This is a genomic window from Pseudoalteromonas sp. CO325X (assembly GCF_004208955.1).
In the GTDB taxonomy this organism is placed as follows: Bacteria; Pseudomonadota; Gammaproteobacteria; order Enterobacterales; family Alteromonadaceae; genus Pseudoalteromonas; species Pseudoalteromonas ruthenica.
This window is the reverse complement of sequence record NZ_SGPG01000013.1, coordinates 24261-36925: the sequence shown is the minus strand read 5'-3', so window position 1 is coordinate 36925 and position 12665 is coordinate 24261. Positions and strand designations below refer to the sequence as shown.

Annotated in this window: 10 protein-coding genes; all 10 read right to left on the bottom strand. The window is 45.8% G+C overall.

The genetic code is table 11. From position 1 onward, the window contains the following. Positions 1-26: 26 nt before the first annotated feature. Positions 27-734: an ankyrin repeat domain-containing protein gene (locus EXT46_RS04835; protein WP_130145554.1), complete on the bottom strand. Its 708-nt coding sequence runs from the start codon at positions 732-734 to the stop codon at positions 27-29. A 222-nt stretch (positions 735-956) separates the two neighbouring features. Next, a complete protein-coding gene (locus tag EXT46_RS04830; protein WP_130145552.1) occupies positions 957-1664 on the bottom strand; it encodes an ankyrin repeat domain-containing protein in 708 nt (235 codons plus the stop codon). Positions 1665-1748: 84 nt separating this feature from the next. Then, positions 1749-3254, bottom strand: coding sequence for an Mbeg1-like protein (locus EXT46_RS04825; protein WP_130145550.1), 1506 nt, complete (start codon positions 3252-3254; stop codon positions 1749-1751). Between the two features lies 1 nt (position 3255). Further along, positions 3256-5088 carry a type VI secretion system tip protein TssI/VgrG gene (gene tssI / locus EXT46_RS04820; RefSeq protein ID WP_130145548.1) on the bottom strand — a complete coding sequence of 611 codons (1833 nt, stop codon included), beginning with the start codon at positions 5086-5088 and terminating at the stop codon, positions 3256-3258. 77 nt (positions 5089-5165) lie between these two features. Beyond that, positions 5166-5645, bottom strand: coding sequence for a type VI secretion system tube protein Hcp (locus EXT46_RS04815; RefSeq protein WP_130145546.1), 480 nt, complete (start codon positions 5643-5645; stop codon positions 5166-5168). A 272-nt stretch (positions 5646-5917) separates the two neighbouring features. Next, the gene (tssH, locus tag EXT46_RS04810; RefSeq protein ID WP_130145544.1) at positions 5918-8530 is read right to left on the bottom strand and encodes a type VI secretion system ATPase TssH; all 2613 of its coding nucleotides are present in this window, start codon (positions 8528-8530) and stop codon (positions 5918-5920) included. Positions 8531-8547: 17 nt separating this feature from the next. Continuing rightward, positions 8548-9531, bottom strand: coding sequence for a type VI secretion system baseplate subunit TssG (tssG, locus tag EXT46_RS04805; protein ID WP_130145542.1), 984 nt, complete (start codon positions 9529-9531; stop codon positions 8548-8550). After that, positions 9528-11354 (bottom strand): type VI secretion system baseplate subunit TssF, encoded by a 1827-nt coding sequence (gene tssF / locus EXT46_RS04800; protein ID WP_130145540.1) that lies wholly within the window; start codon positions 11352-11354, stop codon positions 9528-9530. The genes tssG and tssF overlap by 4 nt, the downstream gene beginning before the upstream one ends. After that, positions 11351-11842 (bottom strand): type VI secretion system baseplate subunit TssE, encoded by a 492-nt coding sequence (gene tssE / locus EXT46_RS04795; RefSeq protein ID WP_130145538.1) that lies wholly within the window; start codon positions 11840-11842, stop codon positions 11351-11353. Before tssE ends, tssF begins: the two co-directional genes overlap by 4 nt. 11 nt (positions 11843-11853) lie before the next feature. After that, the gene (locus EXT46_RS04790; RefSeq protein ID WP_022944425.1) at positions 11854-12651 is read right to left on the bottom strand and encodes a type VI secretion system accessory protein TagJ; all 798 of its coding nucleotides are present in this window, start codon (positions 12649-12651) and stop codon (positions 11854-11856) included. Positions 12652-12665: the final 14 nt, after the last annotated feature.

Genomic DNA, 12665 nt, shown 5'->3' with positions numbered 1-12665 from the left:
CGATAATAACTTACGTTTCGTTTATATTAATTAGCCGCTCTAACTTCTTTCGGTGAGGGCGGAGGAAAAGAAACGCCTTTTTCTATCAGTAGTTCTTTCACTTTCACCGCATAATTGTAATTACTGGTTCCGGGCCGAAGTAATTTCTTTCGCAGATCTCGCTCTATACTATTAGCTACAGTTCCGCCTGTGGCTGAAGGCGTAGAAAAGTCGCCACCTTTGGTAATAAATAGTAAAGTATATTTATACTTTAGCATGAGCGCCGAATAGTTGGCGGCGTTATTGTTCATCGCGTCTGTGGCATTAAGATCAACCCCATGAGCTAATAACAAATTTACCTGCTCATCTTTGTCATTAGCAACCGCATTGAATAAAGCCGGCTCTAAGCTTGCATCTACTGCATTGGGAGATGCATTATATTCAAGCAGAGCCTGCATCATTTCGGTTTTGTCGCTACCGGCTAAAGCCGACAATAGTTGCTCTTCAGTCGGTCCATTTCGGTCTAGGGTTACATAAGCTGGAAAGTCAGGATCAGCACCAAGGTCTAGCGCAAGCCTTAATGATTTTTTATTCGTTTCCATAGCGAGCCAAAATAGTGGCGTAATACCATGCTCACCGTGTACATCAAGTGCAACGCCAGTATCAATGATAGCTTGCGCGGCTTGCTTGTCACCCGCTTTAATGGCGTTGAGCAATATTACATGGGAGGGCTCAAAAAATTGTTCAGCTTTCATACCTTGCGCTAGTGTGGGCATGGCCATAAATATAAGCAGCACTGCATACAGCCATGTGCGCGCCACGTTAAAGTTGGAGAACGTCAATGTCAGTCTTACGCGAAGTCTGAGCCAATGAATGTGACAAGGTTAATAGGCTTATTAATTTATCACTTCTTTTCGGTAGCAAATAAAGTAGAGCGGGCAGTGATGCGGTTGCGGCCTTTTAACTACACAAAAGACTTAATTAGCCGCTCTAACTTCTTTCGGTGAGGGCGGAGGAAAAGAAACGCCTTTTTCTATCAGCAGTTCTTTGATTTCCATTACATACTCATAATTGTCAGTGCCAGGGCGAACCAATTTTTTACGCAAGTCTTTTTCTATGCTGTTGGCAACCGTGCCACCTGTGGTTGAGGGCGCAGAGAAGTTGGCTCCTTTAGAAATAAATAGTAAAGCGTATTTATACTTTAGCATGAGCGCCGCATAGTTGGCGGCGTTGGTGTTCATCGCATCTGTGGCATTAAGATCAACATCATGCTTTAGCAGTAACTCTATTTGGTCGTCTTTATCGTTGGCAATAGCATTGAAAATAGCTGGCTTTTTATGGGCATCAACGCCGTTGGGAGAGGCATTATGCTCTAATAAAACCTGCATCATATCTGTTTTGTCGCTGCCCGCTAAAGCTGCGAGGAGCTGCTCTTTCTTTGGTTCGTTACGGTCTTTTTTAACTAGGGCCGGGTAGTCGGGATTCGCGCCGAGTTCTAGCGCAAGCTGTAACGATTCTTTGTCCGTCTCCATAGCGAGCCAAAATAGTGGCGTAATACCATGTTCACCGCGTACATCCAGTGCAACGCCAGTATCAATGATAGCTTGCGCGGCTTGCTTGTCACCCGCTTTAATGGCGTTGAGCAACTTTACATGGGAGGGCTCAAAAAATTGTTCAGCTTTCATATTTTTTCCTTGAGTAGGCAATGCCATGCAGGCTATAAGTATCAGTGCCAAAGGCACAGCAATAAAAAGAAGCTTCATGTTCACCTAGCCTAAGTAATTGTCTTTAATGGTATTAAGGGTGTTTATATCTTCTTGCTTTTGCGACTCAATTCCCTCAACAACTTGGTCCATACCGTGGCGGTCTATGGGTGTGCCACCTTGAAGGCTTGGCAGACTGCGCATATCACCAGACGCTTTAGGGATTAGGTCTAAACCGGCAATTGCCGCAGCTGTAGCAAGGCCCGCGACAGGGCCCCCCAGATACCCCGCAGCGCCAGTGAGTATTCCTTTTACTGGCAAGCTCTGCGCCATGGTGAGAACATCACCATCAACCGCTTGAGAAACAATCAGTTTTGATACTTCTTCTAAAGGCAACCCTTGTTCACGTGCCGACGTTTTCGGGTGTAAGCCTGAGGAGTTAAAGGTATAGCCTTTATTTCCCGATACAGCCACACCGGATGTTGCCAGCCCGCCACCGAGAGAGTGACCGACCATAATGACATCATCTTGATATAATTGCTCAGCTCTTCGTGCAAGTTCCATCGCTTGGTTGTACTGGGTCGTTTCCATACCACTGCCTTGCATAAAGTTGGTTTTCCAATCTGCTGCACCGGTTACACCGTTATTCGTCCCTCGGAACGTTAACATTTTTTCACCAGTAATATCAGACTCAAATAACGCGGCTCCGAAGCCCGAATCATTATCGGTAAATACCGCGTCCGCTAATTCTGGTGTATTTTCTGCGTTGAGGTGTTTTAAACCCACAGGCGGTTCTGGCAGCGTGTCTATATGCCCTCGGTTGTATTCATCAACGCGATAAACATACTGAGCGGCCTCAGCACGAACGATATTGTCATTATTAAAATCAAGACGCTGCGCTGCAGGCTCTGCTCCAGGTAGCGAGCGCGTATCGGCAATTAGAGTCTTTCTTTGCTGATAACGTTGTTGCCTAGCTGCGACAGCATCAAACTGTTCAGGGGCCTCTGCCACTTGGGGTAATGGGGTGTTTGTCGAAGGCCCGTCTATTACACCGGCCGAGCTGGAGGCTGGAACTGCAGCTTTGGAGCTAGAAGGCGTGCTTTTCCCTTGAGGGCTGGCCAAATCTGCACCACTACTACGTTTTGGCTGCTCAGTGCTGGATTGCTGTGAACGAGTCTTGTCAGATTTTTGCAGCTGACGTTTTACTACGCTTGGATGCTGGGCAATATCTTCTAGTGGATAAACAACTAGCCGGCCGTCTGTCATCGCCTGCGCCACATCGCACAACTGTACATGCAAGGGCTTTGACCCGCCATTTAGTAAGGTTAAGTTTAAATAGTCGTAAAGCGCACTAATGATAAGGTGATTATTTCGCCACGGGTCCAAGTCTTGAAGGAACTGCTCTGCAAACACTACCCCTGCACTGAACTCGGCCATTGCTGGCCCCAGCATAGGATCATCAGGGATATGCTCTGGACGACATATCAAGTGAGGCTCACCAAAACAGCAGTACACCACGATACCTTGTGAAAACAAGGCTTCTTGGTTGTGGCTGCTAAGGTAAGCGTTCATATTAATTCAACTTAATCACGCCAGCTTTAAGGGCAATTTGACTGCCATTGATCTTGATATTGGTACCTTTAATATCAATGCTGCCATCACTTTTCATGGTGATAGACGCGCCGCCGGTTTTAATATTAATCTCTTTACCAGCTTCAATATTAAGTGCGTCACCTACTTTCAGGGTGTCGTTTTTACCTATATCTGTACAGCGATCTTTGCCGACTTTAATCGTGTCGTTGTTGGTTATATCACTTAAACGGTCATTGAGTATGGTGTCTTTCTGATCGTTTTTAACATGTAAGTGATGGTCTTTCTCTGCTTGTAAGTATAGGAGTTCACTGCCTTTTTTATCTTCAAAGCGTATTTCATTAAAGTTATCGGCACCACCTTCTTTGGTAGACCTTGATTTAATACCGCTTTGGGTTTTATCCGCAGGCAATGCATAAGGAGGCATCAAGTCGGCATTGTAGAGCGCACCACTGATAATGGGTTGATCAGGGTCGCCATTAATAAATTCAACTAAGACTTCTTGTCCAACACGAGGGAAGAAGAACGCGCCCCACTTTTTCCCCGCCCAATTTTGGGCTACACGGATCCAGCACGAGCTCTTGGAGTCTTTTTTACCCTCGCGGTCCCAATCAAATTGCACCTTTACACGGCCATACTTATCGATATGGATTTCATCACCTGGATCACCGGTTACGAGTGCAGTTTGTATACCTTGAACTAAGGGCTTTTGGTAACTGCGGGTAGGGCGATAAACAGTATCTTTAGGTACGCAGCTAAAGCTGTTCGAGTAGACTAAGCCTTCACTTTGCCTCGCGCCTGACTGGTTAGGGACATTGGCAGAGGTACGTAGTTTTGTAACAACAAATTTTTTGCCTTCTAGGCGGGGATCTTCATGCTTTTTAAAGGCAAAGATACCACCGAGCACAAACGAGCGGCAGTCACTTTTACCACTACTCAGGTTCATGTCTTTTTGTAATGCTTGCAGTTGAATTGAAGCAAGATCCGAGGCGCGTTTGTTACACTCAGCTTCCCCGGTGTACTCGAATACCTCTCCACTACTTTGTGTCGGCAGCTCTGGCTTTTTCTGTTCACCGTCAGGGTATTTGCTCGGCTTTTCAAAGTCATAACCTAAGCGTTTATAGCTACCCGGCGCCAGAGAGAGGCCACCTTGCCAAGCGCTGATATGAGATTCACTAAGATGGCCTGAAAAGTGGGCTACAGGTGAGTCTGCTACATCAGCATAGACGGTTTCATCATCGGCAAAAACTAAAGTGTGGTTGCCTTGTGAATGTTCAAAATAAAAGTAAATACCTTCTCGCTGGAATAATCGTTGGATAAATTCCAAGTCATTTTCTTGATATTGAACACAGTACTCGTACTTTGGATAACTCTTTTTAGTTTTATCGCTAAAAGCAACGCCATGTTGACCAAATAAATCAGCGGCAATTTCCGTAATTTTCTTTTGCTGATAAATTCGATAGTTTTGGCGATGTTGCATAGTCGCAGCAACAGGCACAATAGTGACCTGATAATCGATGTAATTTTTTTGCTCATCTTTATCAGCTGTGCGTGTGCCCAAGGACACCATTTGGCTTACGATACCATGAAAGTGGCGAGCCGCACCGCCGCCTTTAGCATTACGTAATTCAATAACAGCTGCTTTACCTACTACGGCATCATGGCTTACTTGCGAGCCAATGGTAAACATATTGGCAGAGATAACAAACAGCTCGGACATACTTTCCGCAGCGTTAAAGCTAGTGAGATAAAACGCATCTTTGCCAGCCGCTGTGGTGATTTTAATTACATTCTTGTCTTGTGTCGCTTTTTGCATTCCATGCCTCAATTGTTATCCAAAATACAGTAAGCTCCGACGCGTGAGCGCCGAAGCTAAGTTGGGCAACAAATAAATTACATTTGTTGACCTTTAACACCGCTGTAGCCGTAAACAAGCGGCGCAGTGATGCTGTTTTTGTCGTCTGTTGGAGTTACAGTCATCATCATTTCTGTGTAGCTGATGGTGATTGTCTCGATAGGACGATCGTTTTGAACAGACACGCTGTAGCTAGAGATCATGGCATCGGTCAGGTCGATTTTCATGATTTCTTCTACTTTGTCACCTTGCTTAGTGATGTGGAAAGTCGCAGGTTGACCTTTACCAATCGTAGCTTCTTTGAAAAGGTCCGGAGACGCTTTATCTTGAAGTTTAGTGATAGTCACATCGCCTAGGCGAGTCGCGCTTGCTTCACGGTCCATAGCGGTACCTGTGTGAGCTGTAATTTCACGGCTGATGTTCCAGTCTAGAGATAGTACTGTGATCAAATCCTTGAAAGACTCAGCAGTTGTTTCGCCTTTGATTGAACCATACTTAAGGTAAGTATTTGCTTGCATTTCTTATGCTCCTTTTTGCATTTTACTAACATCCATAAATGGATAGGGTACTTCCCGGCGAACCGGAAATTTATAGCTTCGACTTCATTATCTTTTGAACTGCAAGTAAAGGGTGGGTACCGATAAATCCCTTTGTCAGCAAAAAATAATTCCTTCTCTAGTGCATCTTTATATGCGCTGAGTAAATTATATTTAATTGCGATATCTAACACAAGAATATAATTAATAAGAAATTATATTATTCTGATTTTTGCAATTCGATTAGAGGTGGGCTAAGCCACCTCAATCACTAATTCATCACCTTCGATAGTCAATGATACTGAATTAATTTCTTTTTTACTGGTCATGCTGTTGAGTAACTCTTCACTCAGTTTAGGCAATATTTCATTTTGTAGAATATTATGAATGTTCCTAGCACCTGAACCAGGCTCATGACAGCGTTGTACGATATAATCTGTAAGCTCTTTTTCGAAGCTAAACTCTGCGCCATAGTTTTTGGCGACGCGTTTTTCGACTTTCGCGAGCTGGATTTTGGCAATGTCGATGAGCATTTCATCAGTCAGAGGTACATAAGGAACAATGTTAATTCTTCCTAAGAAAGCTGGCTTAAACGCTTCTAGTAAATCATCACGTAGCGCCTTTTGCAGTCCTTTGATAGATGGGGCTGTTTCCGGATCATCGAACAAGTTCATGGTGGTGTCAGTGCCGACGTTTGATGTCATGATGATAATGGTATTTTTAAAATCGATGTCACGGCCTTCACCGTCTTTGATCATCCCTTTATCAAATACTTGATAGAAAATATCCTGTACTCCAGGGTGTGCTTTCTCCATCTCATCAAGTAGTACCACACTGTATGGCTGGCGACGGACCGCCTCGGTCAAAATACCGCCTTCGCCATAGCCAACGTAGCCCGGCGGTGAGCCTAATAGCAATGAAACTTTATGCTCTTCTTTGAACTCAGACATATTAATAACGGTGACGTTTTCTTCTGAGCCATATACTTCACTTGCTAGTGTAAGCGCTGTCTCTGTTTTACCTACACCGCTTGGGCCGGTAAGCATGAAAATACCATTGGGGCGGTTTTCATCAGCAAGTTGCGCACGGGATGTTTGAACGGTTTTAGCAATAAGGTCAAGCGCATGATCTTGGCCGACGACACGTTCTTTCATGCTGTCAGCTAAGTTAAGCACCGCATTAATCTCATCTTCATGCATTTTACCGACAGGAATACCTGTCCAATCAGCAATAACTTGGGCAATGAGAGCTTCATCGACCTGCCAGTGAACCATATTTTGCTCATATTCACTCAGGTTGGCCTTAATATCATTGAGCTCAGTAACGAGCGTCTCTTTATCCGCTTGTTCTTGCTGTAGCTCACTGAGAATTTCTCCAACTCGGGCTATAGCTTGTTGTTCTTGCTGCCATTGCTCTTTGAGCGGGGCTAACTGCGCTTCGATATCCGTCTTTTGTTGTTCTAATTCGGAAATTTTAGCGCTATGGTCTAAGCCCGCATTCGCTTCGCGCGTTAACATAGCCATTTGATCATCAAGGCGCTGCACTTTGCGGTTTAAGTTTTCTACCGGGCCAGGCGTAGCAGCTTGGCTCATCGCAACGCGAGCACAGGCTGTGTCTAGCAAACCAACGGCTTTATCGGGGAGTTGGCGGCCACTTACATAGCGGTGCGATAGATTCACTGCACTTTCCAGTGCTTGTTCAGATATGAAGACGCTATGGTGGCTTTCCATGACGGGTACAAGTCCGCGCAACATGGCGATGGCTTTGCTTGGCTCAGGCTCATCGACTTTGACGACTTGGAAGCGTCGAGTTAGAGCGGCGTCTTTTTCAAAGAATTTCTTATACTCGGCCCATGTCGTTGCTGCAATCGTGCGCAACTCTCCGCGCGCTAACGCGGGCTTCAGCAAGTTGGCGGCATCATTTTGACCTGCCTGACCGCCACTGCCGATCATAGTGTGGGCTTCATCAATAAATAAAATGATGGGCTGCGCCGAGTTTTTCACTTCACTAATTAGTGACTTTAAGCGGTTTTCGAACTCACCTTTCATTCCTGCGCCAGCTTGAAGGAGCGCGAGATCCAGCGTATGAATACGCACATTCTTAATTGCTTCTGGCACATCTTGTTCGGCGATGCGAAGCGCAAGCCCTTCCACAACAGCAGTTTTACCCACACCTGCCTCACCAGTCAGAATAGGGTTATTTTGACGGCGACGTGTCAGGATATCGATCATTTGTCGAATTTCGTCATCACGCCCTAGAATAGGGTCAATCTTGCCAGACTTTGCTTGCGCAGTAAGATCAATGGTGAATTGATCTAAGCTTGGCGTCTTACCCGAAGCTTGCGTTGCCGGTTTGTCAGAGTTTGATGTAGACGCAGCGAGCTGATTACTTTCATTTGATTGACCGGCCAATTCGGGCCACGCATGCAGTAATTGAGAAGGGTCAATTTTTTCCAATTGCGGTGCATGGCGCATTGTTAAAGAACCAAGCGTGTCGTCTTTTACTAGCGTGTAAAGTAAATAAGCGCTGCGTATTTGCGTATCGTTAAACTCGATACTGGTGTTAAGCCAGGTTTGACGCAATAAAGAGATCACATGTGGTGATAAGCTGGGTGCAGACTCATTACCGGTTTTAAAGCTTTCCAACGCTTGGTTTAGCTCGGCCATTAATCTGTCAGCATTAATACTGAAACTCGCCAATATGATACGCACATCATCGAGTTTTTTATCCAGCATGGCATGCAACCAGTGCTCAAGCTCCACGGTAAAGTGGCTGCGACTATGGCACAGCGCAGCCGCTGCTTCTAAGGAGCCTCGACATTCTGGCGAGAGCTTCTCTACAAGTTTATTGAGGGTCATAGATGACATAGGTGTTTTCCTTTTCCTTATTGTCCGCGTAATTGAATACAAACATCACGCGATAGTACCCGTTCCCGAGCGAGGGTTACGCCCCCATGGCCCAAGGCTGAAGACTGTTGTCCCAACCTCATAACAGGTAGGTTTTTTAATTGCGTTTTTACATTAATGTTAGCTTTGACCGCATAGCCTAAATAGCTATGGAGCATATCTTTGAGTAACCCATTTAACGGGCCTTGTGGTAACAGCGCGCGCGCTTTGGCTTTATCTTTACAATGGAAGGTAATATCAATGGTGCTATTTACATCCCATACGGATTTACCGGCCGCAGCCTCAGAGCCAAGGCGAGCAAATTGCCCTTCGGGGTTTTCTCTTGTCCCTAAGCGTGTCTGCTCTGATGACGCTAACGGTCGCCAGGTGCCGACAAATTGTTTTACGTCGACATCAAGTTCTAAATAGTGAGTGAGCAGACGCTCTAGCTGCACCGCGCTGCGAACTCGACGGCTGAATAAACCCGCCATATGCAAACGGTAAGGTGCGTTGCCGCCACTAAGGTGACCTAATACGCGAGTAAATGGGTCAAAATGCTCACTATGCGTAGAGTAATTGATTGCTTGGCGATATTTCTCCCATGCGCGGTAATACAAAGACACTAAGCGATGATTAAACATGTCGTAAAAGTCCACCATTGTGGTGTCTTTTTGCTTAATACGAGAAAGCACCAGTTCACTGTAGTGCTGAGGCAGCGCTCCACTTGGGCCTGTGAGCCCCATAAAGGTCACATCCACTTGATGATACTGTCCGCCTTGTTCGCAAGCGACTGGTTTGACTTTAGCGACAGGGGAGCCGGGAAAGCCTAAGTGCTGTACAGACTTGAACCGCACTAACTCTTGGTTAGGTAAGGCATCAGCTCCTACTTTTTGACCCCGACTTCCAGCACGGTTTTGCAACATAAATACCGCTTGATAGAAGTCAAATTGGCCGGGGGTTTTATATAAGCTATCGATACTCATAACAGCGGCACCTTACCCGAGCGAGGTGGCCAGCTATGATAGATACTGTCTTGATCCTTAAAACGGATGCGCAGCTGAGTAAAACTATTAATGGCGGCAAATTGCGCGAAGAAATGATCCAACACCGAAGCAAAAAAGAACATGCCGCTGCCGGAGAAGTCATCCTTTGCAAAGGTCAATGTAATAGCGCTGCCACTGGCAAAACACGTACGCCCACCTTGCACAAGCCGCGCCGAGGTCATCTCAATATTAACACCATGGATATTGTCGATAAGCGCTTTCGATTCAGGTGCATTCTTAAAATCATACAGGCGTAACGTTTCTTTTAACTTGCGAAGCGCATCAGGGCCAGAGAAATAGTCCAAAGACAAGTGGGACACTAACTGCCACCGTGTAGCATCGCTAAGCTCAGGGCGAACTGCATGCGTGGGAGCAACTAAACAACGGACTTTCTTTATAATATCCGCACGCTCTGGTACGAGCATCTGCGGCTCATCACCGCCGAAAGGCAAATTGGCCGGTAAGTTGCGGTTACTGCACAGTGCTTTTATTGTAACTAACCAACTTTCATGTTCGCTGTCAGGCTCAAAATGTTCAAACTCTCTATCAACCAAGCTGAAAAAGGTGTCGGTGCCTTGCTCGGTAAATCCGCCAGCCCAATATGCAGACTCTCGGCGGATATGCCAAAAAAGTCGATCTTGATCGCGATAAGCCGGGTGAGTTTGCCCATAAAAAGGCGTTACCTGATAACTGTTATCTTTGTGGTCGTAGGCGTTGACTTCACCAACTTGAATCACTTCTGAGATATCCGCGTCCATATAGCGCGGTACCAGTTTGTACTCGTACTGGCTGAGTGATACGCGAACAGGCTCGAGTTCCTGTTCAAACAGGTTAACAATGGGCGTGCAGCCGAGTTGAAAATGTTGCTTACCGAGTTGTTTCTCAAGCTCTTGAGAGCTTTCATCGAAGTAGATATACAGATTACAGTTTGCTTTATCTTCAGGTAGAAACTGGTTGATATCTTCTAAGTCGAAGAATAGAAACTTCTCAGGGAAAATAAAATTCTCTGCCAACAGGCGATAGCCAGTCGCTGATTTGTCGCTGTAGGGAATGGTGGCGTGTTGCTCGCTAAACCCCACCTCCTGTAGGTGACGTGTTGAGAAGAATTTAGCTTCATGACCCTCAGCCTCGATGGCAAAGCCAATAGCACTTTTAAAGAGTAATTCATAAATGCTCAAACTATGGTGCCACTGACCATTAATATAAAACCGTAGCTTGTTTAATTCGGTTTCTTTAAGGCCGACCTCTTTGTATTCACCCTGTAGTTCAATTTTTACTACAGACTTGGCAGTGGTAGACCAAATTGGGCGCGGAGCACTAAAAGGGGCGTTGTTAAACTGTGCGTTATTAACTTCGACCGGCCATAAATAACTGTCGTAACAGGTGCGAAAGTGACAGGTTTTCATGCCTTCAACATCAGACTCAACATCACTACCACGTGGTAGCACAATCCCGGTGGTCGAAAGGTTCTCGGTGGTCATCTTAATGACAGACATTGACGGGATAGGCGCTTGATAATCAGGGTAGAGTTGACCCATCAAGGCGTCAGTTAATTCTGGAAAGCTGTCGTCAAGCTTTTGCCTGATCTGTGCGGTCATAAATGCAAAGGACTCAACCAAACGCGATACATGCGGGTCTTCAATTTGCTCCTCAGAGAGCTTTAAACGCCCGGCAATCTTTGGGTATTTGTCGGCAAAGTCGGCCCCCATATGACGAATATAGGCCAGTTCACGATTATAATACTTTAGTAATTCATCATTCATAAGCTGGTCTCTTGGACTGTCATTCCCAAGTTAATCGGTTCCACTTCTGAGTCAAAGCTAACGAACTCTGGTTCTGGCTCTGCCCAAAGCAGCGCATTGATGCGCAAACGCATGATTCTATCCAGCGGCAAGTCATCTTCTAGGCAGCTCACTTCGACCTCAATAAAGCGAGGTTCGAAGCGTAAAATCGTGTCGCGCACTTTTTGGCACAGTAGCTCCCGGCCTTCGGTGCTGCTAACAGGCATGTTTGAAAAATCAGGCAAGCCGTAGGTCAACACTGAGGTGGCAAGCTCTTCATACTGTCTTGGCCACGTATGCCAATGGATCCGCGCGTTCAGCAGCGCTTCTAAGTCTCGGCGCACACTGGCGCGCAGAGTCTTTAGATTAATTGCCATTCCACGGCTAGTGCTCAGCTGATTATCAGGCTCATCATCGATGAGTCTGTCTAAAATAGAAGCTTGTAGCTGATGGTCACTGCGAACGCGCATGGTTTATTCCTTTAGGCCGCTTGCTCAGATTGTTGAGCCACCGTGGTGATTTGATTAATAGCTACGGCTTCACCATCAACGAACCACATTTTCAGACCGCGACCTATATACAGCTCGTCACCTAACTGTTGCCATTCTGTCGCTTGTCCCAAACGCTCGATTTCATTGTTATCACCACCGTAGATAGCAGGAATATGAGCTTCTCCGCTTGGACCGTCTTTAATATCAATTTCGACGCGTAACCAAAGATGCTCAACCAGAGACTCGGGTTGTTTAAACTCGATGCTGAGAATTTCTTCACTGCGAGCAAGGTAAAACTCGCCATTGGTGCCGAGCAGTTCGATGTAGTTATTCAGGCTATCATCAAGATCTCTAAAATCAGTACAAGGAGCGTCATTGATCGCTAGAGTCGGGTTGGCACGCTGCTCTTCGAGCTGTTTGGCTAGGCGCTGCGCAGTATCACTATCGCCTTCGTTTAAGGCGATACGTAGCTCCAAGAAAATAGCATCTAGGTCATCGTTATCATGAAATAGTTTTGGTGCAGCTTTACCTTGATAGAAGTCTTGACGCGCTTGCTCAGCACGTACTAATTGACGCAAGTTCATAGCGCCAACAGCAAAATCAGGGTTTTTCTGAACCATGTAGTCAAGCTGTTTATCAGCGCGCTCAAGCTCATTGTTAAGGCAAAGCAACTCTATGAATTGGCTGCGTATATCAAAGTTCACGGGATCATCTTTCAACTGTTGCTCACAGTAGCTGATCGCTTCAAGTAGCTTGCCTTGTTGAATGTAATCGAATATTTCCTTCATAGTAATCCTGTCTA